Raw genomic sequence first — 25,980 nt, 5'->3', positions numbered from 1 at the left:
ATGCTCAGCAGTCACCAACGGACTCCCCTCTCCGGGTGTCATGGGCCGATGCTAGGGGGCGGCGGCCGGCGCCAGGTCGTGGGGGTATGGCGCTCCTCACGAATTGGCCTGCGGCATAATGACCGACCTGCCGTGAAGGGAAGATCACTCAGCGCCACCCCCTCCATCAACCGGCTCAGCTGCGGTTCGACCCCCACCGCCATCGACGTCGACCCATCGATCATGCCACCTCGCACTCCCGGACCGCACGGGACGTCGATGAATGTCGATGCTGTGAGGAAGCTCAAGGACGAACGGCTCTGTACCGGGCGTTGGCGAGGACGGACAGTTGACCCGTCGGTCACCACGACGAAACGTGAACCGGCGAGCATCTCCCTCGGGCAGACTCGATGACGTGCCTGCCCACCGTCGCCAACCATCCTCGTGCGGGGTGACCATGAGCACTGCCGGCCCGACCACGACCATCGGTCTGACCACCATCTCGCGGACGGTCGCGTCCCTCGCCGTCGGTGTGGTGCACACGCTGGAACGCGCCGTCGTCGGCGAGGGTCGGATGCGGACCGCGCGGGGCAACGCGTGGGAGGCCGTCTGCGCCGACCGCGCCCGCGCCGACCGGCGCGCCGAACTCGACCGCGTGGTGGCGCAGCTCGCCGCCGACCGCCGGCTGCGCGAGAGCGCCAACCGCCCGCTGCGCGAGAGCGCCGACCGCCGGCAGCGCGAGAAGCAGTCGGTCAGCTGACCGTCGGGTCCTCGCCCCGGTCCAGCGCGTCCCACGCCTCCGTGGTGCGCCGCCCGGTCACCGGGCCCGGCGCGGATTCGTCGCCCGGCACACCGCCGGCGGCCGCGGCCCCGGACGACCCGGCCCCGGCCCGCGCCCGCCGCTCATACCGCGTCCCCATCGCCGGCCAGGCCCGCCCCCGCAGCGCGGTCAACACGCCGCCCGCCGCAGCCACCAGGCCACCGACCAGCGTCAACGCCGGCCACTGCCGGCTCACCGCCCCCTCGAACGCGGCCACCAGGCCGTAGGCACCACCGGCCGCCACCGCCAACCCGAGCAGCGCGAGCAACCCGCCGAGCAGCTGGCGCAGCCGACCCCGGGTGGCGAGCACCGCACCCCCACCGGCCAGGCCGACCACCGCCAACGCGGGCAGCCAGGGCACCAGGGCGGCCCCCGTCCGGAGCGTCCGCTCCGGCCCCAGCGGCGCCGGGCGGACCATCAACTCGACCGCCCAGGTGCGGGTCGCCGCCCAGAGCGCGAGGCCCGCGCCGGCCACACAGAGCAGCACGGCGTACGTCAGCTCCCGCCGACCCGCCCCAGCCGACGCCGCCACCACGTCACCTCCCGCGCTCACCGGGCTGCCCTTTCGTTCGCGACTGCGGGGCTCCGCTGCGCTGCACTCCTCGCGCTCACCGGGCCGCCCTCAGCGTCTCCGCCGCGGCGATCGCGGCCAGCACCGCGGCGGCCTTGTTCCGGGTCTCCTGGTCCTCCGCGGCCGGGTCGGAGTCGGCCACCACCCCGGCGCCGGCCTGCACGTACGCCCGTCCGGGGCGCATCAGGGCCGTACGGATGGCGATGGCCATGTCCAGGTCGCCGCCGAACCCGAAGTAGCCGACGGTGCCGCCGTAGACGCCACGGCGGACCGGCTCCAGCTCCTCGATGATCTCCATGGCCCGCACCTTCGGCGCACCGGAGAGCGTGCCGGCGGGGAAGGTCGCGGCCAGGGCGTCGAACGCGGTGCGGTCCTCCCGGAGCGTGCCGACCACGGTCGAGACGATGTGCATGACGTGGCTGTAGCGCTCGATGGTGGCGAACTCCGGCACCTCGACCGTGCCCGGCCGGCAGACCCGGCCGAGGTCGTTGCGGCCCAGGTCGACCAGCATGACGTGCTCGGCGCGCTCCTTCGGGTCGGCGAGCAGCTCGGTGGCGAGCCGGGCGTCCGCCGTCGCGGTGCCGCCACGCGGGCGGGTGCCGGCGATCGGGTGCAGCAGCGCCCGGCGCTGCCCGTCAGCCTCGGTGGTCACCTTCAGGTGCGCCTCCGGCGACGAACCGACGATGTCGAAGTCGTCGAAGCGCAGCAGGTACATGTACGGGCTCGGGTTGGTGGTGCGCAGCACCCGGTACACGTCGAGCGGGTCGGCGTGGGTGGCCCGCTCGAAGCGCTGCGAGAGCACGATCTGGAAGCACTCGCCGGCCCGGATCGCCTCCTTGGCCACCTCGACGGCCTTCGGGTAGCCGCCGTCGGGCGTCCGGCTGACCACGTCGCCCACCGGCGGCCGGGCCACCGTGGAGATCATCGGCGGGATCGGGCGGGACAGCGCCGTGGTCATCGCGTCCAACCGGCCCACCGCGTGGTGGTACGCGGCCGCCACCTGGGCGTCCCGGTCCGGCTCGTCCAGCGGCGGCAGGACGGCGTTGGCCACCAGGATCGCCGAGCCGTCGTAGTGGTCGAGCACCACCAGGTCGGTCGCGAGCATCATGCCCAGCTCGGGGACGCCCAGGTCGTCCTCGGTCAGCTCGGGCAGGCGCTCGAAGCGGCGGACCAGGTCGTAGCCGAGGTAGCCGACCATCCCTCCGGTCAGCGGCGGCAACCCGGCGACCGTCTCCCCCGCCGGGCCGGCGAGGGCGGCCACCGTCTCCCGCAGCACCCGCACCGGGTCGCCGCCGGTGGGCAGACCGGCCGGCGGCTGGCCGAGCCAGGTGGCCTCGCCGTCCCGCTCGACCAGGGTGGCGCCGCTGCGCACGCCGATGAACGAGTACCGCGACCACGTCATGCCGGCGGAGCCGGCGCCCTGCTCGGCGGACTCCAGCAGGAACGTGCCGGGGCCACCGGCCAGCTTGCGGTAGACCCCGACCGGGGTCTCCGCGTCGGCGAGCAGCCGCCGGGTCACCGGCACCACCCGCCACCGGGAAGCCAACCCGGTGAAGGTCGCCTCGTCCGGGCTCACCGCGCCGTCGGTCATGACCGCGTCCGCCTTCCGTCCGTCGCCCGCCGGCTGCCCGCGGTCACGACGCGTCCGCCCCGGTGACCGGCAGCTCCTCGAAGAAGCAGGTCCGGTGCCCGGTGTGGCAGGCCGCGCCGACCTGCTCGACGCTCACCAGCACGGCGTCGCCGTCGCAGTCCAGCGCCACCGAGCGGACGTACTGGTGGTGCCCGGAAGTGGCGCCCTTGACCCAGTACTCCTGGCGGCTGCGGGACCAGTAGGTGGCCCGGCCGGTGGTGAGGGTGCGGTGCAGGGCCTCGTCGTCCATCCACGCGACCATCAGCACCTCGCCGGAGTCGTGCTGGCGCACCACGGCCGCGACCAGCCCGTCGGCGCTACGCCGCAGCCGGGCAGCGATGGCCGGGTCGAGCTGGGACGGACGGGCCGGACCGCCGGCCGGCGGTGCGCTGGAGTCGGTGGGAGCGCCGGTCACGGGCGCGTCAGGTACGGGCACAGTGACCCATTCTCCCGCACGTGGCGCGGGCACCGGCGACGCCTCCCGCCGAGCGGGAACCGGACGGGCGAGCTGGGCGACGTAGCGGTCCAGCCGGCCGTCGATCAGCGCGGCGGCCAGGTCCGGCCCGGCGGCCTCGGCGATCTCCGCGGCGTACGGGCGGATCAGCGGCAGACAGCCGGCGACCAGCCGGACCGCCGCCGCCCAGAGCTGCTCGGCGGCGCCCGGGCGCAGGCCGAGGCAGAGCAGCAGGTCCTCGCGGTAGCCCGCCGGGGCGACGGGCAGGCGCAGCGCGGCGGCGAAGGCGGCCCGGCGGGAGACCACCCGCACCGAGGGGTTGGCCGGGCGCAGCACCGACGGGCAGAGCCGGGCCAGATCACCGGCGGCGAGCCGTACGCCGAGGTGGTCGCCGGCCGCCCGGGCGCGGGCGACCTTACCCAGCGTGGCGATCAGCTCCTCGAGTTGCGGCGCACCGGCCGGCTGGCAGAGCACCGGCAGGTCGATGCGGCGCCGCCAGTGCGCGTCCGCCCAGAGCAGTCGGGCGGGCGCGTGGACCGGCAGGCCGAAGGCCCAGTCGGCCGGCTCGTTGAGCCGGGCGACCCAGGAACGTACGTCCCGGGCGGCGACCGACACGTGGGTCAGCCGGCCCGCGGTCTCCGCCAGGTAGGCCCGCCACGCGGCGTACGGCGCGCCGCCGACGAGCACGTCGAGGTCGACGTCGCTGTGCGGGGTCGCGGCACGCCGGGCGTGGCTGCCACGCAGCATGATGCCGACGACGGGCCGATCGGCGAACTGCCGCAGCCGGGCGGCCCAGTCGTCGAGAAAACCGGCATCCGGTAGCGGAGCATGATCCACCGGACCATCGTTCCGCACGCCCGATCAAGGCGCAATGTCCGATGTCGGACCTGCTGTCCGATACGAGGGCCGGTGCGCCCGCCGCCCGGAAGCGCCGAAGGCCACCCTCAGCGGGTCTCCTCCTCCGCCCGGCGGTACGCGTCGATCTTGCGGTCGAGCACCTTCAGATCCTCCTCCAGCTCGGCCATCCGCCGCAGCACCCGGTCGCGGTGCGCCTCGAAGAGCGCCCGTCGGGCGCCGAGGGTGCGGTCGCCCTGCCGGGCCAACTCCGCGTAGCGGCGCATGTCCCGAACCGGCATCCCGGTCCGGCGCAGCCGGGTGAGCAGGAACAGCCAGTCGACGTCGCCCGGGGTGTACCGGCGGCGGCCGGCCGAGTCGCGGCCGACCGGGGCAACCAGGCCCTCCTGCTCGTACCACCGCAGCGTGTAGGTGGTGAGGCCGACCCGCTCGGCCGCCTCGCCCACGGTGAGGGTGCTCTCCCGGGTGCTGGTGTTCACGATGCACAGACTTCCCGTTCGAGTGCACGCGAAGTCAACCGTTGCGCGACCGCCAATATCTCATCTAGCGTTGAGTTCAACACTTGATGAGTTTTGGGAGGCGGGCGATGGACGACGCGATCGTGGTCCGTGACCTGGTCGTCGACCGGGGCCGACGACGGGTGCTCGACGGCATCAGTTGCGCGGTCCCACGCGGCACGGTCACCGGGCTGCTCGGGCCCAGCGGCAGCGGCAAGACCACCCTCATGCGCGCCGTGGTCGGCGTGCAGACCGTCGCCGGCGGCACGGTCACCGTGCTGGGCCGGGCCGCCGGCTCCGCCGACCTGCGGCGGCGGGTCGGCTATCTCACCCAGGCACCCAGCGTCTACGCCGACCTGACCGTGCGGGAGAACGCCCGCTACTTCGCCACCCTCCACGGGCGCGGCCGCGCCGACGCCGACCGGGCCGTCGCCGACGTCGGGCTCGGCGCGGCCGCCGGCCAACTCGTCGGCAACCTCTCCGGCGGGCAGCGCAGCCGAGCCTCGCTCGCCTGCGCCCTGGTCGGGCGGCCCGAGCTGGTCGTGCTGGACGAGCCGACCGTCGGACAGGACCCGGTGCTGCGGGCCGACCTCTGGGCGCGGTTCCACGCCCTGGCCGCCGACGGCACGACCCTGCTGGTGTCCAGTCACGTGATGGACGAGGCCGCCCGCTGCGACCGGCTGCTGCTGATCCGCGAGGGCCGGCTGATCGCCGACGACACCCCTGCCGCGGTACGCGCCGCCGCCGGCGTGGACGACCTCGACGAGGCGTTCCTGCGACTGATCCGAGCGACCGAGACCGGTGCCGGTCGGGCGAGCGCCGACCCCGCGCTCGTTGCCGGCGAGACCCGAGGGGAGGCGTCGTGAACCCGCGGATCCTGGCGGCCACCGTGGGCCGCATCCTGCGCCAGCTGCGCCACGACCGGCGCACCGTGGCCCTGCTGGTGGTGGTGCCGACCGTGCTGCTGACGCTGGTCTACTACATGTACGCAGACCAGCCCGCCCCGCCCGCCGGGCCGTCGGCCTTCGACCGCATCTCGCTGGTGATGCTCGGCTTCTTCCCCTTCATCATCATGTTCCTGGTGACCAGCATCGCCATGCTCCGCGAGCGCACGACGGGCACGCTGGAGCGGCTGCTCACCACCCCGCTGGCCAAGGCCGACCTGCTGTTCGGCTACGGCATCGCGTTCGGGCTGGCCGGCGCGGTCCAGGCGACCGTCGCCTCCGCCGTCGCGTACTGGGCGCTCGGGCTGGAGACCGCCGGCAGCATGGGTTTGGTGATCATGGTGGCCGCCCTGAACGCGGTGCTCGCGGTCGCCCTCGGACTGTTCTGCAGTGCCTTCGCCCGCACCGAGTTCCAGGCCGTACAGTTCATGCCGGTCGTGGTCGCCCCGCAGCTGCTGCTCTGCGGGCTCTTCGTGCCGCGCGGCGAGATGGCGGGCTGGTTGCAGGCGGTCAGCGACGTGCTGCCGCTGTCGTACGCCGTCGAGGCGTTGCAGGAGGTCGGCGCGCACGCGGAGCCGACCGGCACGATGTGGCGCGACGTGGCGATCGTCGCCGGCGCGGCGGTGCTGGCGCTGGTGCTGGCCGCGGCCACCCTGCGGCGGCGCAGCGGCTGACCCGGGCACCCCGGGCCGACGAGTGAAGGGCGGCGATGGCACGGCGGACCGGCCGGCGACCCGGCAATCCCGACACGCGGGAGGCGATCCTCGACGCGGCGCGCGCGGCGTTCGCCGAGCGGGGGTTCGACGCCGCGTCGATCCGCGCCATCGCCGCCGCGGCCGGCGTGGACCCGGCCCTGGTGCACCACTACTTCGGCAGCAAGGACCAGCTCTTCCTGGCCGCGATGCAGGCGCCCGTCGACCCGCGGGAGCTCATCCCGAAGGTCCTCGCCGGTGACCGCGACGGCCTCGGCGAACGGCTGGTCCGGATGTTCCTCGGCGTGTGGGACTCCCCCGCCGGCACGGCCGGGGTGGCGCTGCTGCGCTCCGCGGTCAGCAACGAGTGGACCGCCCGCCTGCTGCGGGAGTTCCTGACCACCCAGGTGCTGCGCCGCGTGCTCGACCACCTCGACGTCGCCCCGGCCGAGGTGCCGCTGCGTGGGTCGTTGGTGGCGAGCCAGCTCATCGGTCTGGCCATGATGCGACACGTGATCCGGCTGGAGCCGATCGCCTCCGCGAGCCCGGAGACGCTGGCCGCGACCGTCGGGCCGACGGTCCAGCGCTACCTCACCGGCGACCTGTCGCGCTGACCGGCGTCGCCCTGGCTCATCCGGTGGCGGCCCGGGGGCAGACCATCGGGTGCAGCAGGCGCACCAGCTCGGCGTGGTCGGCGACCGGGTGCGGGAACGCCAGCCGCGCCCGCCGCAGCGCGCCGGGTCGGCCGAGGGCGACCACCAGGCCGTACCGGTCGATCCGCACCACCCGGGGCGCCGCGGCCTCCTCGGGCAGGTCGAAGTGGCGGCGGAGGTAGGCGGTCACCTCGGCGCCGTGGTGGTCGGCGAGATCGGCCAGCAGCTCCGCCTCGCTCGCGTGCAGCGGGTCCGGCTCGGCCTCCGCGTACGCCTCGGGGTCGACCCGACGCACGCCCCCGCGGCGCTCCCAGCGCGCCTCGGCCACCTCGAAGCGGAACAGCCGGAACCGGGTGCCCAGGTCGAGCAGGTCGCCCGTCGGCTCGACCGCGGCGAAGTCGATCGACGCGGCACGCGCCTGGTCGCCGTGCAGTTCGGCGGCCCAGCCGGAGACCCAGGCCCGGCCCAGCGTGGGCGCCCCGGCCGCGGGCGGCAGGTCGAGCACGTCGAGCACGAGTGCGACGTCGTCCTCGCCGTCGACCGGGCGCAGCGCGCCGGCCAGGTCGCTGACGACCGGCACGAGCAGCAGCACCCGCCCGTCGGGGTCGGTGACGTGCCGGACGTGGTGCGGGCCGGGCCGGTGCGCCAGGTGGACGAGGCCGGGAAGCCGACCCGCGACGAGGGTGCGGACGATCTCCGCGGGGCTGGGCCGCATGACGCCTCCTCCTGGATAGGTTAGCCTTACCTAAGTAGCACCCTAGAGCACCTGATCGGAGAGGTCCACCCGTGAACCAGTCCCGGCCCAAGGTCCGGCTCTCCCGCGCCCTCGGCATCCCGCTCACCGAGAAGAGCGTCACGTACTTCGAGCGCCGCCCCTACCCCCCGGGCGTGCACGGCCGGCAGCGCCGCAAGACGTCGGACTACCAGGTCCGACTGCTGGAGAAGCAGCGCCTGCGCCACCAGTACAACGTCAGCGAGACCCAGCTGCGCCGCACCTTCGACGAGGCCGCCCGGGGCACCGGCAAGACCGGCGAGAGCCTGGTCTCGCTCCTGGAACGCCGGCTCGACGCGGTGGTGCACCGCGCCGGCCTGGCCCGCAGCATCTACCAGGCCCGCCAACTCGTCGGCCACGGCCACATCACCGTCGACGGTCGCAAGGTCGACCGGCCCTCCTATCGGCTGCGCCCGGGCCAGGTGGTCGGCGTACGCGAACGCAGCCGCGAGCGCCTGCCGTTCCAGCTCGCCGCCGCCGGCGCCAACCGTGGCGACGGGCCCGGTCAGCCGTACCTGTCGGTGGACCTGACCGGGCTGCGAGCCACGCTGCTGCGCGAGCCGGCGCGCACCGAGGTCCCGGTCATCTGCGACGAGCAGCTCGTCGTGGAGTTCTACTCCCGCTGACCGGGCACCCCGGCCGCGACCCGGAATCAGCGGGTCTGCTCCAGCCAGGAGGCGTAGAGCAGCCCGTACGTCGACTCCGGGTCGCGGACCAACTCGTCGTGCGGGCCGCGCTGCACGATCCGGCCCCGGTCCACCACGATCACCTCGTCCGCCGCCTGCGCCGTGGAGAGCCGGTGGGCGATCGCCAGGGTCGTCCGACCCCGGGTCACCGCGTCCAGGGTGCGCTGCAGACGCACCTCCGTGGCCGGGTCGACCGCGCTGGTCGCCTCGTCCAGCACCAGCAGGTCCGGGTCGGCCACGTACGCGCGGGCCAACGCGACCAGCTGCCGCTCCCCCACGCTCAGCGCCTCGCCCCGCTCCCCCACCGGGGTGTCCAGGCCGGCCGGCAGCCCGTCCAGCCAATCGCCCAGGCCCAGCTCGACGAAGGCCGTGGTGAGCTGCGCGTCGGTCAGCTCGGGTCGGGCGAAGCGGACGTTCTCCCCCACCGTGGCGTCGAAGAGGAACCCGTCCTGCGGCACCATCACCACCCGCGCCCGCAGCGACGCGAACCGCACGTCGTCCAGCGGCACGCCGGAGAGCAGCACGGCGCCCTCGGTGGGATCCATCAGCCGGGTGAGCAGCTTGGCGAAGGTGGTCTTCCCGCTGCCGGTCTCGCCCACCACCGCCACCCGGCTCTTCGCCGGAATCTCCACGTCGATGTCGTGCAGCACCGGCGCACCGCCCGGATAGGCGAACCCCACCCCGGCGAAGCGGATGTCCAGCGGCCCGGCCGGCAGGTCCCGACCCTGCTCGCCGGGATCGGCCACGTCCGGCGCGACGTCCAGCACGTCCAGCACCCGCCGCCAACCGGCGATCGCGTTCTGCGCCTCGTTGAGCACCTCGGTGGCGATCTGCACCGGCTGGATGAACAGGGTCACCAGGAACAGGAACGCGGTCAGCTGACCGATGGAGAGCGTGCCGCCGACCCCCAGGGTGACCCCGAGCACCACCACGCCGGCCAGCGCCAGCCCGGCGGCCAACTCGCCCACCGAACTGCCCATGATGCTGATCCGGATGGCCCGCTGCTGCGCCCGCTGCTGCCCGTCGATCGCCGCGTCCAGCCGCCGCGCGGTACGCCCCGCGATCCCGTACGCGCGGATCACCGGCGCGCCCACCACACTCTCCGCGATCGTCCCCAGCAGCGTGCCGGTGCGCTGCCGCACCAGCCCGTACGCCGCGCCGAGCCGGCGCTGGAGCACCCGGATCACGAACACCGCCGGCAGGAACGCGGCGAACACCACCAGCGTCAACTGCCAGGAGTACGCCAGCATCACGATCGTCGTGACCAGCAGCTGACCGAGGTTCACCAGCAGGATCACGCCGCCCCATTGGAGGAACTGGGTGATCTGGTCGACGTCGCTGGTGACCCGGGAGACCAGCGAACCGCGCCGCTCCGACTGCTGGTGCAGCATCGACAGGTCGTGAACGTGCCGGAACGCCCGGGTCCGGACGTTCGCCAGCGCGGTCTCGCTCACCGTGAACAGGCGGCGCATCATCAGGTACCCGCAGAGCGTGGTGACCACCAGGATCGCCGCGGTCACCGCGACGACGGTCCAGACCACGTCCAGGTCCAGTCCGCCGACGATGCCGTTGTCGATGCCCTGCTGCACGGCCACCGGCACCGCCACTCGGCCCACCATGTAGACCAACGCCAGCGCCAGGGTGCCGAGCAGGCCGGTGCGCAGCTCCGGGGAGAGGGCCAGGCCCCGCCGCAGCGTCCGCCAGGTCGTCTCGACCTCCTCCGGCCGCCCCTCCGCGTCCTTCACCGCACTCGCGCTCACCGGTCCACCTCTTCGTTCGCGACTGCGGGGCTCCGCTTCGCTGCACTCCTCGCGCTCACCGGTCCACCTCTTCGTTCGCGACTGCGGGGCTCCGCTTCGCTGCACTCCTCGCGCTCACCGGTCCACCTCCATTTCGAGGCCCGACGGCAGCGGCGCCACGTCCTCGTCGTAGGGCTGCTCCGCGGCCGACCGCTCCACCTCGGCCTGCTCGTAGGCGGTGACCAGGTCGGCGTAGCCGGGCACGGTGGCGAGCAGCTCGGTGTGGGTGCCCCGGGCCACCACCCGCCCCTGTTCGAGGTAGATCACCTCGTCGGCGAGCGCGATCGTGGCCCGCCGGTAGGCGACCACCAGGATCGACGTGGCGGCCGCACCGGACCGGTCCGCGGCGCGCAGGCCCGCCAGGATGGCGGCCTCCACCCGCGGGTCGACGGCGCTGGTCGCGTCGTCGAGCACCAGCAGGCGCGGGCGGCCGGCGAGCGCCCGGGCCAGCGTCAGCCGCTGCCGCTGCCCGCCGGAGAGCGAGGTGCCACGCTCACCGACCATCGTGTCGAGCCCGTCCGGAAGGGCGGCGACGAAGCCGTCCGCCTCGGCCAGCCGCAGGGCCGCCCAGACGTCCTCGTCGCCGAGGCCCGGCCGGTCCAGCGTGATGTTGGCACGGACCGTGTCGTCGAAGACGAACGGCACCTGGGCGACCAGCGCGGCGGTGCGCGCCAGCGACGCGGCCGTGAGCCGCCGGACGTCCACCCCGTCCAGGGCGACGGTGCCGGCCGCCGGGTCGACCAGGCGGACCGCCAGCGACGCGATGGTGGACTTGCCGGCGCCGGTGGGCCCGACCAGCGCGACCGTCCGGCCGGCGGGGACCGTGAAGGTGACCTCGCCGAGCACCTCGGTGCCGGGCAGGTGCGCCTCGGCGGGCTCGTACCCGAAGTGGACGTCGCGGAAGGACAGCGTGGCCGGCGCGGGGTCGGCCGGGTCGAGCTCCTGGTCGCCGTACGGCATCTCGCCGGTGGCGTCGAGAACCCGGCGGACCCGGTCCCAGCCGGCGACGCTGCGCGGCATCTCGGCCAGCACCCAGCCGATCGCCCGCACCGGGAAGGCCAGCACGGTGAACAGGAACGCCACGCTCACCAGCTCGGTCACGCTGATGGCGCCCTGCCGCAGCCGGAACGCGCCGACCACCAGCACCGCGAGGGTGCCGAGGCTGGGCAGGGTCTCCAGCATCGGGTCGAAGACGCCGCGCAGGCGGCCGACGGCGATCAGCGCGTCCCGCAGCTCCCCGGCGCGACCGGCGAACCGGGCGGTCTCCTGGGCCTCCCGGCCCATCGTCTTCACCACCAGGGCACCGTCGAAACTCTCGTGGGCGATGCCGCTCACCTCGGCGCGCAGCCGCTGCGCGCGGGCCTGGCGGGGCGCCATGCGCCGGGAGTAGACGACGTTCAGCGCGAACAGCGCCGGGAAGACGGTCAACCCGACCAGGGCGAGCGCCCAGTCGGTGGCGAAGAGGGAGGCGACGGCGCCGACCAGCATGACCAGCGTGCCGACCGCGAACGGCAGCGGCGCGATCGGGTACCAGGCGGCCTCGACGTCGGAGTTCGCGTTGGAGAGCAGGGTGCCGGTCGCGTTGCGGTGGTGCCACGACAGCGGCAGGTCGAGGTAGCGGCGGGTGACCCGGCGGCGGTAGTCCGCCTGGAGGCGGTACTGCATGTAGCCGGCGCCGAGCCGGCGGCCGAAGATGCCGACGACGCGCACCACGCTGATGCCGAACAGCGCGGCGGCGGCCAGGGCGAGCGTGGCCACGCCCACCGAGCCGCGCGCCACGGCGGGGACGACGACGTCACCGACCACCGCGCCGACCACGTACGCGCTGACCACCACCATGCCGCCGAAGAGCACGCTGCCGGTCACCGCCACCGCGAAGATCCGTGGCTGCTCCCGGATCGCCCGCCCGAGAACCGCGAACCCCCGGCCGAGCACGTCCCGACTTGTCCCGCTCGCCACGCTCTCCCCCGCCGTAAGCAACAATTATCTCCTCCATCCTTACCGCTCGGGGCCGGGCCCCGCCGACCGAGCGGATATGTCGACGGTCACGTACGCACCGGTAGGTTGGCCGCGGCAGCGGGCCGGTCGCGGCGGCCGAGCCGACGGCGGCGTCCGCGCCTACGATCGGGGGCATGTCCCGGTACGCCCGAGTCGAGCGCGAAGCGCTGGCCGATCTGCTGCTCACCGTCGGTCCGGACGCGCCGACCGTGGCCGAGGGGTGGCTCACCCGCGACCTCGCCGCGCACCTGGTGCTGCGGGAACGCCGCCCGGACGCCGCCGGCGGCCTCCTGCTCCCGCCCCTGCGGGGGTACGCCGAGCGCGTCCGGCGGCGGATCGCGGCCCGGCCCTACGACGAGTTGGTGGCCCAGGTGCGCCGGCCGCCGGTCTGGAGCCCGGTGAGCAACCCGCTCGTCGACGGGCTCACCAACACCATGGAGTTCTTCATCCACCACGAGGACGTGCGCCGGGCCCGGCCGGGGTGGCTGCCCCGGGACCTGGACGCCGGCCTGCAGTCCACGCTCTGGCGGCGGACCGCGCCGCTGGCCCGGCTGGCGCTGCGCCGGTTCCCCGCCGACCTCTACGTGCAGGCGCCCGGCTTCGGCGAGCTCTCCGTCGGCCGTGGTGGCGAGCCATTGCGGGTGGTCGGGGCGCCCGGTGAGTTGACGCTGTTCCTTTCCGGTCGGCAGCGGGTCGCCCGGGTCCAGTTGGACGGGGCGGCGACCGCGGCGCAGCGACTGCGCGGCGCCGACCTGGGGATGTAACACGCTGCGCACAATCGGTCACGCACCGTTCGCCCGATAGGCGCACCCAACGATCCGCACCGATCCGAACTCCCGTACGCTTTTCGGGCCACATGACTCCGAGACGGCGCGGATTGGGAGCATCATGCGGACCTTCGCGGTCTCGGCGCTGCGGGAACCCCCCTTTCCCGCACGGCGCCATGACGGGATCGAACTGCTGGCCGGCGAGACGGCCGGATGGGTGGAGAGCTTCGACCTGATCAGTTCCGGTCACCGGTTGAGCCGGTTACGGCGCGCCGACGCCGCCGGCCTGGCCGCCCGGGCCTGCCCCGATGGGCCGGTCGAGCGCGTCCGACTCCTGGCCGACCTGGTGTCGTGGCTCTTCGTGATGGACGACGCCTGCGACGAGGACGGCCTGGGCGAGGCACCCACCCGGTTGGCGCCGGTCGTGGCGGCGCTGCTCGACGTGCTGGACGGACAGGGCGCGGCGCCGACCGCCCCGTCCGCGGCCGGGCCGCTCGGCGCCGCGCTGCACGACCTCTGCCGCCGGGTCCGCGCCCACCAGCGGTCGGACCTCCTGCTGCGGTTCGTCAGCCGAGTGCGGGACTACCTGCTGGCCCTGCTCTGGGAGGCCGCCAACCGGGAGCACCGGCGGGCTCCGGGCGTGGCCGAGTACGTGCAGATGCGCCGGCACACCGGGGGCGTCCACCCCAGCTTCGCCCTGACCGACCTCGCCCTGAACGGGCTACCCGGCGCGGCGGTGCGCACCGACCCGGGGCTGCTCACCGTCGACACCCTCGCGGCCGACCTCGTCTGCTGGTGCAACGACGTCTTCTCCTACGGCAAGGAGCGCACCGCGCCGGACGGGCACAACCTGGTCACGGTGATCGCGCGGGAGTCGGGGCAGGACGAGGCCGGCGCGCTACGGGCGGCCGCGGACCGGTTCAACGACACGCTCGAGGCGTACCTGGTCGCGGAGACGGACCTGCTCGCGACCGGGGACGAGACGCTGCGGCCGGTGCTGACCGCCCGGCGCAACTGGATCCGGGCCACCTACGACTGGTCGCTGGTCGCCGCGCGGTATGCCTGACCCGGGCCGTTCCGCCTGTCGGGGCGGCCCCCTCGGACGATCACCGGGGCTAGCCGTGACGGGGCGTGACCCAATACCCTTCGGTAACCACCATGGACGTGACGACCGTCACGCCCCACCCCTGAAGGCGGCACAGCGATGGCTCTCGATGTACCGTACCGTTCCATCCCCGACATGTTCCTCAAGCGCGTGGCGGCGAGCCCCGACCGGCACGCCTTCGCCCACCCGGCCGCCGACGACTCCGGCCCGGTCTGGCTGACCTGGGAGCAGGTGGGGCACCGGGCCAGGGCGATCGCTGCCGGACTGCACGGCCTCGGCGTGGGCCTGGAGGACCCGGTCGCGATCCTCGCCAACACCCGACTGGAGTGGGTGCTCGCCGATTTCGGCATCATGTGCGCCGGCGGCGCGACGACGACCGTCTACCCGACCACCGAGCCGGACGACGCGACCTACATCATCGCCGACTCCGGTTCCCGCGTGCTGTTCGCCGAGAACCCCGCCCAGGCGAGCAAGATCGCCGGCGCCGAGCTGCCCGCGCTGACCCACGTGGTCCTCATCGACGGCTCCCCCGACCCCGCCGCGGTCGTCCCCCAGCTCACCCTCGCCGACCTGGAGGAGCGGGGCGAGCGGGCGCTGCGCGCCGAGCCCGATCTCATCGAGATGATCGTCGCCGGGATCGGCCCCGACCACCTCGCCACCCTGATCTACACCTCCGGCACCACGGGTCGACCGAAGGGTGTCGAGCTGCTGCACGGCGGCTGGTGCTGGGAGGGCGTGGCCCAGGCCGAGCTGGGACTGCTCCGCGAGAACGACCTGCAGTACCTCTGGCTGCCGCTGTCGCACTCGTTCGGCAAGACGCTGCTCTGCGGCGCGACCCACGTCGGTCTGCCCACGTACGTCGACGGACGCGTCGACCGACTGGTCGACATGCTCGGTGTCGTCCAGCCGACGCTGATGTGCGGCGCCCCCCGGGTCTTCGAGAAGGTCTACAACAAGTCCGTCACCACGGCCCAGGACGCCGGCGGCGCGAAGGCCAAGATCTTCGCCTGGGCGGTCGAGGTCGGCAAGGAGAAGGTCGCCCTGGAGCAGGCCGGCAAGCCGGTGCCGGCGGGGTTGAAGCTGCGCTACCGGGTGGCCGAGAAGCTGGTGTTCAGCAAGCTTCAGGCCCGCCTCGGCGGCCGCATCCGGGTGCTCGTCTCCGGCGCGGCCCCGCTGAGCCCGGAGATCGCCACGTTCTTCGCCGCGGCCAACCTGCCGATCTCCGAGGGTTACGGGCTCACCGAGACCAGCGCGGGCAACTTCGTCAATCCGCCGGAGGGCTTGCGGATCGGCACGGTCGGCACCGCGATGGGCGACCTGGAGTGCCGGATCGACACCGACGGCGAGATCCTGCTGCGCGGCCGCCCGGTCATGCGCGGCTACCACAACCTGCCCGAGGAGACCGCGGCCGCGTTCACCGAGGACGGGTTCTTCCGCACCGGCGACATCGGCACCCTCGACGAGCAGGGCTACCTGCGCATCACCGACCGGAAGAAGGACCTGGTCAAGACGTCGGGCGGCAAATACATCGCCCCCTCACACATCGAGGGCATGTTCAAGGCCATCTGCCCGTACACCTCGCAGGCGGTGGTGATCGGCCAGGCCCGCAACTACTGCACGATGCTGGTCACCCTCGACCCGGACGCGGTCAAGGGCTGGGCCGCGGGCACGCCGCTGGAGGGCCGCGACTACACCACGATCGTCTCCTCGCCGGAGGCGCAGGCGATGGTCGAGGAGTACGTCGCCCAGCTCAACGCCAAGCTCAACCGCTGGGAGACCATCAAGAAGGTCACCATCCTGCCGCGGGACCTGACGATCGAGCACGGCGAGATCACCCCGTCGCTGAAGATCAAGCGCCGGGGTGTGGAGAGCAACTTCTCCGCCGAGATCGACAAGATGTACGAGGGCACGCTCGCCGAGCTGTGACGCCGGCGCGACGGTGGCTCGCCCTCCCCCGAGGCGGGCCACCGTCGCGTCTCAGGCGATGACGACGGGCTCCCGCCACTGCGGACGGGCGGCCCGGTCCAGGTCGTAGCGGACGCTGGCGATCCGATCGACGGCCTCGACGAGATCGCTCGCCGGCAGGGTGAACGGCAGCCGCAGGAACCGTTCGAGGGTGCCGTCGAGCCCGAACCGGGGGCCGGGCGCCAACCGGACGCCGACCTCCTCGGCAGCGCGCGCCAGCGCGCTCGAGATCGGCCCGTCCAGCTCGGCCCAGAGCGTCACCCCGCCGCGCGGCACGGTCACCCGCCAGTCCGGCAACCGCTGCGCGAGCGCCCCCAGCAGGGCGTCCCGCTGCGCCGTGAGCTGCGCCCGTCGGGCCGACACGATGGCCGGCGCGTCGGCCAGCAGGTGCACGGCGACCAGCTGGTCCAGCACCGGGCTGGCCATGTCGACACCCACCCGGGCCGCGGCGAGGCGCTGGACCTGCGGGGCGGACGCGCGCACCCAGCCGATCCGCAGGCCACCCCAGTAGGGCTTGCTCATCCCGCCGATGGAGATCACCCGGGAGTGCCGGTCGAAGGTCGCGACGGGCGGGGGCAACGGGGTGCCGTCCAGCGGCAGGTCCACGAAGGACTCGTCCACCACCAGATCCGTGCCGGCGGCGTGGGCGGCGGCGACGACCCGCTCGCGCAGGTCGGCCGGCATCAGGTGTCCGGTGGGGTTGTGGAACTCCGGGATCAGGTAGGCCAGCTTCGGCCGGGACTGCCGGAGGCTGCCGAGCAGCAGGTCGGCGTCCCAGCCGGCGCCGTCGGCGGCGAGGCCGTGGGTGGTGATCCGGGCGCGGCGGGCCGCCAGCGCGGCGAGCGCGTTGGGGTAGGTGGGGGACTCGACCAGCACGCTGCCGCCGGGCGCCAGGGCCAGCCGCAGGACGAGGTCGAGGGCGTGCTGGGTGCCGCTGGTGACCATGATCTGGTCGGGTGAGGTCGGCAGGCCCCGGGCGCTGTACGAGTCGGCGACCGCCTCCCGAAGCTCGACGATCCCGGTCGGGTGGTAGCCGGCGCCGCACAGGTAGCGGGGCAGGTCCTCGGCGGCGGCGCGAGCGGCCGGCACGAGCTGCGGCGGCGCGGAGAGCGCGGCACAGCCGAGGTCGATCATGTCCAGGTCGTCCAGCGGGGTCCACAGCCCGGAGCTGGCCACCCGGTGGTTGCCGGGGAGCATCGTCCAGCTGCCCGCGCCCCGGCGGCTGGCCAGGTGGCCGCTCTCCCGCAGCTGCCGGTACGCGGCGGTGACCGTGGTGCGGCTGATCCGCAGCGCCTCCGCCAGCTCGCGTTCAGCGGGCAGCCGCACGCCGAGCGGCAGCCGCCCGTCGGCGAGCAGGCCGCGGACGGCGCCGGCGAGCGCGGCGTAGTCGGGGCTGCGACGGCGGCCGGGGAGGGCGTGCCACTGGCCGAGCAGCCGAGCCAATTGGACTCCGCGCACCTGACTTGTCATGGCCACTCCTCCGAGATTGGCTCTTCTGCTCGGCGAATTGGCACCTAGGGTGGCATGCATGGCAGCGATTGGCAATCTCCGGCACCGGCCGGCGCGGCGGCTGACCCAGCTCTACGTCGGGCTGGCCCTCTACGGCGTCAGCATGGCCCTGATGATCCGCTCGGGGCTGGGCCTCGACCCGTGGGACGTGTTCCACCAGGGACTGTCGAGGATCACCGGGCTCTCCTTCGGCACGGTGACCATCGCCGTCGGCGCGCTCGTGCTGCTGCTGTGGATCCCGCTGCGCCAGCGTCCCGGGCTCGGCACGGTCAGCAACGTGGTGGTGATCGGGCTCGTCGTCGACGCGACGCTCGCGCTACTGCCGGCCGGCGGCCCGCTCTGGGTCCGGATCGGCGCGCTCGTCGTCGGCATCGTCGCCAACGGCGCGGCCACCGGCCTCTACCTCGGCGCCCGGCTCGGCCCCGGCCCGCGCGACGGCCTGATGACCGGCTACGTCGCCCGCCGGCCCGGTCGGTCGATCCGGCTGGTGCGCACGGTGATCGAGGTCACCGTCCTCGCGCTCGGCTGGCTGCTCGGCGGCACCGTCGGCGTCGGCACCGTCGCGTACGCCCTGAGCATCGGCCCGCTGGCCCAGCTGTTCATCCCGATCTTCGCCGTCGCGGACCCGGAGGTCACCGCCGCGGGCCCGGTCGCGCCGCAGCCGGCGAGCTGACCGACCGGCCCGGTTCACGCCGATCCGCTGTCGTGGTGATGCCGTTGCTCACGGTGGACGGGTGTTCCCTTCCGCGATCCACCCCGGCATCATCACTGCATGGAGGAGAGCGGATGGCGTCGAAGCGACGCCTGGATCTTCGTGTCGTTGGTCATCGCGAGCGGCGCCGGCCGGCACCGCCGGGCCGCGTCCAGCCGCCGCCCCGAGGGCGTACGCCTCGCGGACGTGCTCTCCACCGCCGACCATCTCAACCGGTCCATACCGGACCGTCACGAGGTGGAGGCGGCCGTCCGCCGGCTCCTCGGCGCCGGGCTGGTCAGCGTCACCGACGGCTGGTTCCGGATCACGGCCGAGGGTGAGCGGCTCTGGCGCAGCCGACCCAGCGCCGGGCTGGCGACCACCGTGGACACCGTGCAGGGCGTGCTGAGCCGCCGGCACGTGCCCGGCAGCGCCGACTGGACGCTCGATGAGGCCGACCACGCGGCGGCCGTACAGGAGTACGTCGTCCGGTCGCTGCCCCGCCCGCGCCGCTCACCGGAGGGGCACGCCGGGCGTGACTGACCGACCCCGGCCGCCGGCACCCGGCTGACCGGCCCGGGCGGTCAGCGGACGGGGTGTCCCCGGTGGCGCAGGGCGTCCTTGACCTCGGCGACGGTCAGCTCACCGAAGTGGAAGACGCTGGCGGCCAGCACCGCGTCCGCGCCGGCGCTGACGGCCGGCGGGAAGTGCGCGACCTCCCCGGCGCCACCGCTGGCCACCACCGGCACGTCCACCACCCGGCGGACCGCGGCGATCAGCTCCAGGTCGAAGCCGGCCTTGGTGCCGTCGGCGTCCATCGAGTTGAGCAGCAACTCCCCGGCGCCCAGCTCGGCGCCGCGCCGGGCCCACTCGATCGCGTCCAGCCCGGTCCCCCGGCGGCCGCCGTGGGTGGTCACCTCGAAGCCGCTCGCGGTGGTGCCGGCGGGCGCCCGGCGCACGTCCAGCGAGAGGACGAGCACCTGGCGCCCGAACCGGTCGGCGATCTCGGCGATCAGCTCCGGCCGGGCGATCGCGGCGGTGTTGACCCCGACCTTGTCCGCCCCGGCGCGCAGCAGGGTGTCGACGTCGGCGACCTGGCGGACCCCGCCACCGACGGTCAGCGGGATGAAGACCGACTCGGCGGTGCGGCGCACCACGTCGAGCATGGTGCCGCGGTCACTGCTCGACGCGGTGACGTCGAGGAAGGTCAGCTCGTCGGCCCCGGCCCGGTCGTACGCCGCGGCCAGCTCGACCGGGTCGCCGGCGTCACGCAGGTCGAGGAAGTTGACACCCTTCACGACCCGCCCGGCGTCCACGTCCAGACAGGGGATGACCCGTACCGCCACCGTCATGGGTCGAGCCTATCCCGCCGCCGACGTCACAGCCGGACCAGCATCTTGCCGAGGTTCTCGCCCCGGAGCAGGCCGAGGAACGCCGCCGGGGCGTTCTCGATGCCGTCCACGACCGTCTCGTCGTACGACAGGCGACCCTCGCGCAGCCAGCCGGACATCTCGCGGACGAACTGCTCACGCAGCGGCTCGTGGTCGCGCACCAGGAACCCGCGCAGGGTGAGCCGCTTGCCGATGACCATCGCCAGGTTGCGCGGCGCGGCCGGCGGCTCGGCGCTGTTGTACTGGGAGATCATGCCGCAGATCGCCGCCCGGCCGTGCGGGCGCAGCGCCGAGATCGCGGCCTCCAGGTGGTCGCCGCCGACGTTGTCGAAGTAGACGTCGATCCCCTCGGGCGCGGCGGCCCTCAGCGCGTCGCGGACCGGGCCGTCGTGGTAGTCGAACGCGGCGTCGAAGCCGAGCGACCGCAGCCGCGCGACCTTCTCCGCCGAGCCGGCGCTGCCGACCACGCGGGCGGCGCCCTTGAGCGTGGCGATCTGGCCGACCAGGCTGCCCACCGCGCCCGCCGCGGCGGAGACGAAGACCGTCTCCCCGGGCTGCATGGCGGCCACGTCGAGCAGCCCGGCGTACGCGGTCAGCCCGGTCATGCCGAGCACACCCAGGTAGGCCGTCACCGGCGCCAGGTCCGGGTCGACGATCCGGGCGGAGCGGGCCTCGACGAGCGCGTACTCGCGCCAGCCGAGACCGTGCAGCACGACGTCGCCGGGGGCGAACCCGTCGGCCTCAGCGGCCACCACCTCGCCGACCGCGCCACCGTCGAGCGGCGCGTCGAGCGGGTACGGCGGCACGTACGACTTGACGTCGTTCATCCGCCCCCGCATGTACGGGTCGACCGACATGTACCGGTTGCGGACCAGCAGCTGACCCGGGCCGGGCTTGGGCAGCTCGGTCTCGACCAGCCGGAAGTTGTCGGCGGTCGGCCAGCCGGTGGGGCGGGACGCCAGGTGGATCTCCCGGTTGACCTCGCTCACGCCGCCTCCCGCACGGTGAGCCCGACCTCGATGTTGCCGCGGGTGGCGTTGGAGTAGGGGCAGACCTGGTGCGCGGCGGCCACCAGCTCCTCGGCGGCGGCGCGCTCGACGGCGGGCAGGTCGACCACGAGCGTGACGGTCAGCCCGAAGCCGCCCGCGCCGTTCGGGCCGATGCCGACCTGCGCCTCGACCACGGAGCCGGTGACGTCGGCCTTGGCCCGGCGACCGGCCACCCGCAGCGCCGAGTGGAAGCAGGCCGCGTAACCGGCGGCGAAGAGCTGCTCCGGGTTGGCGGCGCCGCCCGCCCCACCCATCTCCTTCGGCACCGCGAGGTCGAGGTCGAGGGTGCCGTCGGAGGTGCTGACGTGGCCGTCGCGGCCGTCGCCGTCGGCCCGGGCCGACGCGGTGTAGAGGACCTGCACGGGGATCACTGCTCCTTATGTTGGTGAATGGTCTCGGTGACCCGGGTGAGGGTGTCGCGGAGGGCGACCAGCTCGTCCACGCCGAGCCCGGTGGCCCGGGCGACGCGCGCCGGCACGTCCGCCACCCGATGCCGCAGCGCCCGTCCGGCCTCGGTCAGCTCCACCTCGACGCGCCGCTCGTCGTCGCTCGCGCGGCGGCGGACGACCAACCCCGCCCCCTCCAGCCGCTTGAGCAGCGGGGAGAGTGTGCCGGAGTCGAGCCGCAGCTCGGCGCCGAGCGCGGAGACGCTCGGGGCGTCGCCGTCGCGTTCCCAGAGCACGAGCAGCACCAGGTACTGGGGGTAGGTGAGCCCGACCGGGTCGAGGACGGGCCGGTAGACGTCGGTCAGCGCGCGCGACGCCGCGTACAGCGCGAAGCACACCTGCCGGCGCAGACCCAGGCCATCGTCCACCCGGCAACCGTGGCGGGCAATCTAATTGCGCACAACTTAACCGTCGGCGCCCCCGCCACGCGCCATCACCGCCCCCAGCTCGGCGCGGCTGGTCACCCCGAGCTTGCGGTACACCCGGGCCAGGTTCGCCTCCACCGTCTTCGGGCTGATGAACAGGGTGTCGGCGATCACCCGGTTGGTCCGGCCCGCCGCCGCGAGCCGGGCCACCTCCAGCTCCGTGCCGGTCAACTGGCGTGGCGCGGCCGGGCGGCCGCCGGTGCGCTCCGCCTCCGCGCGCGCCCGGGCCGCCAACGCCGCCGCACCGAGCGCGTCGAACTCGGCGGCCGCGCCCGCCAGCGCCTCCCGCGCCTCCCGCCGCCGGCGGGCCCGCCGGTGCGCGAGCCCGGCGACCAGCAGGCAGCGGGCCCGGTCCAGCGGCAGCACGTCCGACGGTACGGCCGCCCGCGCCGCGGCCAGCTCGGCCAGCTCGTCGACCGGGTCCCGGCCCCGGGCACCCGCCAGCAGCACCCGGCTACGCGCCAGACCCAGCGTCGTCCACGGCCGGGGCAGCCGCCGGTGCCGCACCGCGAGCCGGTCCAACACCGCCTCCGCGGTGGCCAGGTCACCCGCACCGACGCACGCCTCCAACCAGTCCGGCTCGAAGCGCTGCGCCAGCGGCTCGACCAGACCGAGCCGGTCGGCGATCCCGGCCAGCGCCCCGTAGTGCCGGGCGGCGTCCGCCAGCCGCCCACCGGTCAGCGCCGCGTACCCGGCCAGCTGCTCGTGGATCCGCCGCCGCCACGGGTCGTCCAACTCGGCGGCCCGGCGCAGGCCCTCCTCGGCGATCCGGTTCGCCTCCGCCAGCCGCCCCCGGTGGGCCAGCAGCAGCCCGTCCAGCCACACCACGCCGGCCGAGTCGGCGCCGTACTGCTCGCCCAGCTCACGGGCCGTCGCGAGGTGCGCCGCCGCGTCCGCCCACCGCCCCGCGAACAGCTCCGTCTCCCCGAGGTGGCACAGCAGCTCGTGCTGCGACGGCTCGTCGCCGCGCGCGAACGCCCGGTCCAGCATCCGGTGCAGCCGCTGCCGGGCCCGGTCGTGCTCGTCGAGCGCCTTCCACCAGATCGCCGGAACGATGCCGGCCAGCCACGACGGCTCCTCACCCTCGGTGGCCAACGCCCGGTCCAACAGCTCCGTACGGGCCGGCAACCCGGCGCGCACCTCGTTGAACAACAGCAACAACAGCGCGGCGGCGTGCACCGGCCGGTCCTGCGGGCTCTCCGCCAACAGGTCGACCGCCCGCTCCGCGTGCCAACGCGCCGGATCCGGGGCGTCGTGGAAGACGCCGAGGTGGGCGTGGACCCGCCCGGCCAGCGTCGACCCCTCCGGGGCGAGCCCCAGGGCCCGTTCGGCGGCGACCACCGCCGTCTCGGCCGGCTCGTCGGAGCTCCACGCGACGACCGCCCGCAGCAGCAGCGCCTCCGCGCGTGCCGGGCCGGTCAACTCGTCGACGGCGCGTTCGGCGGCCGCCTTCGCGGCCGGGTAGTCGCCACTGTCGAAGCGGCACTGCGCGGCGGCGAGCCGCCACCGGGCGTGCTCGGCGGCCGCGTCCGGCGGGGCGAGCCGGGCCGCGCTGTCGTACAGGCCGGCGGCCGTCTCCGGCGCGCCCCGGGACCGCTGCCGGGCGGCGGCCTCCGCGATCTCGACCGCCGCCGCGAGGTCGGGGGCCGTGGCGCAACGGGCCAGCTGACGGGCCCGCTCGTCCGGATCGGCGGCGGTGTCGGCGAGCAGCCGGTGCAGCCGGTGGCGTACGCCCGGCGGCACCTCGGCGCGCACGGCGGCGGCGTAGACCGGATGGGCGAAGCCCACGACGTCACCGGTGACCGCCACCAGGCCGGCCTCCTCCGCCGCGTCCAGGTCGGCCGCCGACACCCCCGCCCGCGCCAACCCGCTCAACGTGGGCACCCCGCAGAGCGCGGCCAGACGGATCGCGTGCCGGGTGGCCGTCGGCAGGGTGTCCAGCCGGTCGGCGACCAGCTGTCGCAGCGACGGCGCGGCCGGCAGGTCGGTGCCCGGCGCCGGCAACTGCGGCAGCCGCAGCACCGCGCGGGCCAACTCCACCGCGAGCAGCGGATTCCCGCCGGACTCCCCGGCGATCCGGACCAGCAGCGGCCGGGGCAGCGCCGTGCCGGTCCGCACCCTCAGCACGTGGTGCAGGGCGCCGACGCCGAGCGGGCCGAGCACCACCCGGTCGAGCCGCGCGCCCAACGCCTCCTGCTCCAACCCGAGCGGCGCCGGCTCGCCGTCCGGCCGGTCACCGCGCACGGTCACCAGCACGGCGACGCGCGGCACCACCCGGCGCAGGGCGAACCGCAGCGCGCGTTCGCTCGGTGGGTCGAGCCACGGCGCGTCGTCCACCGCCACCAGGACCCGCGGCCAGGCCGGATCGGTGGCCGCCGCGTCGAGCAGCGCACGGGTGGCCGCCCCGACCGCCCGTTCGTCGACGGGCTCGGTGACCTCACCACTGAGCAGCACACCGGCCAGCGCGGCGCGCTGCGGCGCCGACAGCGCCGACACCCGGTCGGCGAGCGGCGCGAGCAGGTCGGCGAGCGCCGCGAACGGCAGCACCCGCTCGCTCTCCGTGGGGGCGCAACGCAGGGTCAGCCAGCCGTCCCGGGCGGCGGCGTCGAGCAGCGACCGGAGCACGACCGTCTTGCCGATCCCGGCCGGCCCCTCCACCAGCACCGGCCGGCCGTCTCCCAGGGACCGCCGGACGCTGTCCACCACCGCGTCCCGACCGATGGCCGTCCCGTTCACCGGGTCAGTCTGGCAGCGCCCGTCCAGTGGGTCGAGGACCGTCCGGCGGGTCGGGACGGCCCGTCCGGCCACCAGCGCTCAGCGATCGCCGAGGTACGCCTCCAGCTCCACCTCGATCAGGTGCTCCGGATCCAGCAGACCGGCCACCACCACCAGGGTGGCGGCCGGGCGGACCGCCCCGAAGACCGCGTTGTGCGCCCGGCCCACCTCGTCGGCGTGCGCGCGGTCGGTCACGTACATCCGGCTGCGGACCACGTCCCGCGGCTCGGCGCCCACCTCGGCGAGCGCGTCCAGCGCGATCCGCAGAGCCTGGGCGGTCTGCGCGGCCGGGTCCCCGACGTGGGTCACGAGCCCGTCCACCGTGGACGTGCAGCCTGCCGTCCAGGCCAGGTCACCGGCGCGGACCACCCGCGAGTAGCCGTAGGTGGCCTCCCACGGGCCGCCCGACCCCAGCCGGGTGACGGTCACGCGGCGGCCAGCGTGTCGAGCGCCTGCCGCACGGTGAAGGCGCCCGCGTAGAGCGCCTTGCCGGCGATGACACCCTCCACGCCGATCGGCTCCAGGGTCGCCAGCGCCCGCAGGTCGTCCAGCGTGGACACGCCACCGGACGCGATCACCGGCGCCTGGGTGCGGGCGCACACCTCCCGCAGCAGCTCCAGGTTCGGCCCGCGCATCGTGCCGTCCTTGGTGATGTCGGTGACCACGTAACGGCTGGCACCGGCCTTGTCCAGCCGCTCCAGCACCTCGTACAGGTCACCGCCCTCGCGGGTCCAGCCCCGCGCGGCCAGCGTACGGCCACGCACGTCCAGGCCGATCGCCACGCGGTCGCCGTACTCGCCGACCACCCGGTCGCACCAGGCCGGGTCCTCCAGGGCGGCGGTGCCGATGTTGACCCGGGCCGCCCCGGTGCCCAACGCCGCGAGCAGCGACTCGTCGTCGCGGATGCCCCCGGACAGCTCGACCTTCACGTCGAGCTGGCGGACCACCTCGGCGAGCAGGTGGGCGTTGGTGCCCCGCCCGAACGCGGCGTCCAGGTCGACCAGGTGGATCCATTCCGCGCCGTCGCGCTGCCAGGCCAGCGCCGCCTCCAGCGGGTCGCCGTAGCTGGTCTCGCTACCGGCGGCGCCCTGCACGAGCCGGACGGCCTGGCCGTCGGCGACGTCCACGGCGGGCAACAGGGTGAGGCTCAACGTCTTCTCCTCGGTCAGGTACGACGGTCCAGGGCGATCACCACGATCGCCGGCAGTGCGAGCAGCAGGAGCACGGCCAGCGCCACGCGCAGCGCCAGGTCGTCCACGAGCGACCAGATCAGGAACAGCGCCGCCAGGGTGAGCAGCACGATAGCGGCCCGCTCACCGCGGCTGTACCGGGCCAGTCGGCCGGCGCTGCGGCGGCGCGCCCGGGGTGTGAGCCGCCGGACCAGGGCCCGCCGACGCTCGCGACGGACCACCCGCCGCCGACGCACCGCACGCTCCCGCGCCAACTCGGCCTCGCGGGCCGCCCGGCGCCGGGCCCGCTCCTTGCTCATCCGCGCCCCCCGCCCACA

26 protein-coding genes and 1 pseudogene are annotated in these 25,980 nt (G+C 74.6%); 10 read left to right on the top strand and 17 right to left on the bottom strand.

Annotation, left to right across the window (positions count from 1 at the left end; genetic code table 11):
- Positions 1-436: 436 nt before the first annotated feature.
- Positions 437-739, top strand: a complete 303-nt coding sequence (locus tag ACIBTV_RS08650) for a hypothetical protein (protein ID WP_396703509.1) — start codon at positions 437-439, stop codon at positions 737-739.
- Here ACIBTV_RS08650 and ACIBTV_RS08645 read toward each other — a convergent pair.
- The 5 genes and pseudogenes from ACIBTV_RS08645 to ACIBTV_RS08625 form a co-directional block, all read right to left on the bottom strand.
- Positions 732-1,352 carry a Trp biosynthesis-associated membrane protein gene (locus ACIBTV_RS08645; protein WP_396703391.1) on the bottom strand — a complete coding sequence of 207 codons (621 nt, stop codon included), beginning with the start codon at positions 1,350-1,352 and terminating at the stop codon, positions 732-734. The genes ACIBTV_RS08650 and ACIBTV_RS08645 overlap by 8 nt on opposite strands.
- Positions 1,353-1,407: 55 nt before the next feature.
- Complete coding sequence (locus ACIBTV_RS08640; RefSeq protein ID WP_396703390.1) at positions 1,408-2,961, bottom strand: anthranilate synthase component I; 1,554 nt, start codon at positions 2,959-2,961, stop codon at positions 1,408-1,410.
- Positions 2,962-3,004: 43 nt separating this feature from the next.
- The gene (gene hisI, locus ACIBTV_RS08635) at positions 3,005-3,436 is read right to left on the bottom strand and encodes a phosphoribosyl-AMP cyclohydrolase (protein ID WP_396703508.1); all 432 of its coding nucleotides are present in this window, start codon (positions 3,434-3,436) and stop codon (positions 3,005-3,007) included.
- Positions 3,437-3,604: 168 nt separating this feature from the next.
- Positions 3,605-4,201: pseudogene (locus ACIBTV_RS08630) on the bottom strand (phosphoribosyl-AMP cyclohydrolase); the annotation flags it as partial.
- A gap of 197 nt (positions 4,202-4,398) precedes the next feature.
- Positions 4,399-4,788: a MerR family transcriptional regulator gene (locus tag ACIBTV_RS08625; protein WP_396703389.1), complete on the bottom strand. Its 390-nt coding sequence runs from the start codon at positions 4,786-4,788 to the stop codon at positions 4,399-4,401.
- A gap of 107 nt (positions 4,789-4,895) precedes the next feature.
- Between ACIBTV_RS08625 and ACIBTV_RS08620 the strand changes: the two genes are divergently transcribed.
- The 3 genes from ACIBTV_RS08620 to ACIBTV_RS08610 are packed head-to-tail and all read left to right on the top strand — an operon-like array spanning position 4,896 to position 7,056.
- Positions 4,896-5,672, top strand: coding sequence for an ABC transporter ATP-binding protein (locus ACIBTV_RS08620; protein ID WP_396703388.1), 777 nt, complete (start codon positions 4,896-4,898; stop codon positions 5,670-5,672).
- The gene (locus ACIBTV_RS08615; RefSeq protein ID WP_396703387.1) at positions 5,669-6,424 is read left to right on the top strand and encodes an ABC transporter permease; all 756 of its coding nucleotides are present in this window, start codon (positions 5,669-5,671) and stop codon (positions 6,422-6,424) included. Before ACIBTV_RS08620 ends, ACIBTV_RS08615 begins: the two co-directional genes overlap by 4 nt.
- 35 nt (positions 6,425-6,459) lie before the next feature.
- The gene (locus tag ACIBTV_RS08610) at positions 6,460-7,056 is read left to right on the top strand and encodes a TetR family transcriptional regulator (RefSeq protein WP_396703386.1); all 597 of its coding nucleotides are present in this window, start codon (positions 6,460-6,462) and stop codon (positions 7,054-7,056) included.
- Positions 7,057-7,072: 16 nt separating this feature from the next.
- Here ACIBTV_RS08610 and ACIBTV_RS08605 read toward each other — a convergent pair whose 3' ends face one another.
- The gene (locus ACIBTV_RS08605; protein WP_396703385.1) at positions 7,073-7,810 is read right to left on the bottom strand and encodes a DUF2470 domain-containing protein; all 738 of its coding nucleotides are present in this window, start codon (positions 7,808-7,810) and stop codon (positions 7,073-7,075) included.
- A gap of 71 nt (positions 7,811-7,881) precedes the next feature.
- Here ACIBTV_RS08605 and rpsD point away from each other — a divergent pair, with 71 nt between their 5' ends.
- Positions 7,882-8,493 carry a 30S ribosomal protein S4 gene (rpsD, locus tag ACIBTV_RS08600; protein WP_396703384.1) on the top strand — a complete coding sequence of 204 codons (612 nt, stop codon included), beginning with the start codon at positions 7,882-7,884 and terminating at the stop codon, positions 8,491-8,493.
- A 26-nt stretch (positions 8,494-8,519) separates the two neighbouring features.
- Here rpsD and ACIBTV_RS08595 read toward each other — a convergent pair whose 3' ends face one another.
- Both ACIBTV_RS08595 and ACIBTV_RS08590 read right to left on the bottom strand, forming a co-directional pair.
- Positions 8,520-10,298: an ABC transporter ATP-binding protein gene (locus tag ACIBTV_RS08595; RefSeq protein ID WP_396703507.1), complete on the bottom strand. Its 1,779-nt coding sequence runs from the start codon at positions 10,296-10,298 to the stop codon at positions 8,520-8,522.
- A 129-nt stretch (positions 10,299-10,427) separates the two neighbouring features.
- Positions 10,428-12,311 (bottom strand): ABC transporter ATP-binding protein, encoded by a 1,884-nt coding sequence (locus ACIBTV_RS08590; protein WP_396703383.1) that lies wholly within the window; start codon positions 12,309-12,311, stop codon positions 10,428-10,430.
- Positions 12,312-12,484: 173 nt separating this feature from the next.
- On the opposite strand from ACIBTV_RS08590, the gene ACIBTV_RS08585 reads away from it, so the two are divergent.
- From ACIBTV_RS08585 to ACIBTV_RS08575, 3 genes are all read left to right on the top strand, one after another.
- The gene (locus ACIBTV_RS08585) at positions 12,485-13,114 is read left to right on the top strand and encodes a TIGR03085 family metal-binding protein (protein WP_396703382.1); all 630 of its coding nucleotides are present in this window, start codon (positions 12,485-12,487) and stop codon (positions 13,112-13,114) included.
- Positions 13,115-13,238: 124 nt separating this feature from the next.
- Entirely contained in the window at positions 13,239-14,183 is a 945-nt protein-coding gene (locus ACIBTV_RS08580; RefSeq protein WP_396703381.1) for a terpene synthase, read from the top strand.
- A 138-nt stretch (positions 14,184-14,321) separates the two neighbouring features.
- Positions 14,322-16,148, top strand: coding sequence for an AMP-dependent synthetase/ligase (locus ACIBTV_RS08575; protein ID WP_396703380.1), 1,827 nt, complete (start codon positions 14,322-14,324; stop codon positions 16,146-16,148).
- 51 nt (positions 16,149-16,199) lie between these two features.
- Here the strand turns inward: ACIBTV_RS08575 and ACIBTV_RS08570 are convergent, their stop codons facing one another.
- Positions 16,200-17,657 carry a PLP-dependent aminotransferase family protein gene (locus ACIBTV_RS08570; RefSeq protein ID WP_396703379.1) on the bottom strand — a complete coding sequence of 486 codons (1,458 nt, stop codon included), beginning with the start codon at positions 17,655-17,657 and terminating at the stop codon, positions 16,200-16,202.
- A gap of 58 nt (positions 17,658-17,715) precedes the next feature.
- Here ACIBTV_RS08570 and ACIBTV_RS08565 point away from each other — a divergent pair, with 58 nt between their 5' ends.
- Complete coding sequence (locus ACIBTV_RS08565) at positions 17,716-18,369, top strand: YitT family protein (RefSeq protein WP_396703378.1); 654 nt, start codon at positions 17,716-17,718, stop codon at positions 18,367-18,369.
- 99 nt (positions 18,370-18,468) lie between these two features.
- Positions 18,469-18,930: a hypothetical protein gene (locus ACIBTV_RS08560; protein WP_396703377.1), complete on the top strand. Its 462-nt coding sequence runs from the start codon at positions 18,469-18,471 to the stop codon at positions 18,928-18,930.
- Positions 18,931-18,971: 41 nt separating this feature from the next.
- On the opposite strand, the gene hisF is transcribed toward ACIBTV_RS08560, so the two are convergent.
- The 8 genes from hisF to ACIBTV_RS08520 all read right to left on the bottom strand — a co-directional run bounded on the left by hisF (position 18,972) and on the right by ACIBTV_RS08520 (position 25,962).
- Complete coding sequence (gene hisF, locus ACIBTV_RS08555; protein ID WP_396703376.1) at positions 18,972-19,739, bottom strand: imidazole glycerol phosphate synthase subunit HisF; 768 nt, start codon at positions 19,737-19,739, stop codon at positions 18,972-18,974.
- A 26-nt stretch (positions 19,740-19,765) separates the two neighbouring features.
- Complete coding sequence (locus ACIBTV_RS08550; protein WP_396703375.1) at positions 19,766-20,767, bottom strand: NADP-dependent oxidoreductase; 1,002 nt, start codon at positions 20,765-20,767, stop codon at positions 19,766-19,768.
- Positions 20,764-21,189, bottom strand: a complete 426-nt coding sequence (locus ACIBTV_RS08545) for an organic hydroperoxide resistance protein (protein WP_396703506.1) — start codon at positions 21,187-21,189, stop codon at positions 20,764-20,766. The genes ACIBTV_RS08550 and ACIBTV_RS08545 overlap by 4 nt, the downstream gene beginning before the upstream one ends.
- 5 nt (positions 21,190-21,194) lie before the next feature.
- Positions 21,195-21,641, bottom strand: coding sequence for a MarR family winged helix-turn-helix transcriptional regulator (locus tag ACIBTV_RS08540; RefSeq protein WP_396703374.1), 447 nt, complete (start codon positions 21,639-21,641; stop codon positions 21,195-21,197).
- Between the two features lie 36 nt (positions 21,642-21,677).
- Complete coding sequence (locus ACIBTV_RS08535; protein WP_396703373.1) at positions 21,678-24,434, bottom strand: AAA family ATPase; 2,757 nt, start codon at positions 24,432-24,434, stop codon at positions 21,678-21,680.
- A gap of 78 nt (positions 24,435-24,512) precedes the next feature.
- Positions 24,513-24,902 (bottom strand): RidA family protein, encoded by a 390-nt coding sequence (locus ACIBTV_RS08530; protein ID WP_396703372.1) that lies wholly within the window; start codon positions 24,900-24,902, stop codon positions 24,513-24,515.
- Positions 24,899-25,624, bottom strand: a complete 726-nt coding sequence (gene priA / locus ACIBTV_RS08525) for a bifunctional 1-(5-phosphoribosyl)-5-((5-phosphoribosylamino)methylideneamino)imidazole-4-carboxamide isomerase/phosphoribosylanthranilate isomerase PriA (protein WP_396703371.1) — start codon at positions 25,622-25,624, stop codon at positions 24,899-24,901. Before priA ends, ACIBTV_RS08530 begins: the two co-directional genes overlap by 4 nt.
- Before the next feature lie 14 nt (positions 25,625-25,638).
- Positions 25,639-25,962, bottom strand: coding sequence for a hypothetical protein (locus ACIBTV_RS08520; RefSeq protein WP_396703370.1), 324 nt, complete (start codon positions 25,960-25,962; stop codon positions 25,639-25,641).
- Positions 25,963-25,980 lie beyond the last annotated feature (18 nt).

This window comes from Micromonospora sp. NPDC049366, from assembly GCF_044466625.1.
In the GTDB taxonomy this organism is placed as follows: Bacteria; Actinomycetota; Actinomycetes; order Mycobacteriales; family Micromonosporaceae; genus Micromonospora.
Note: the sequence above shows the minus strand (reverse complement) of the source record. Positions and strands in the feature narration are given on the sequence as shown.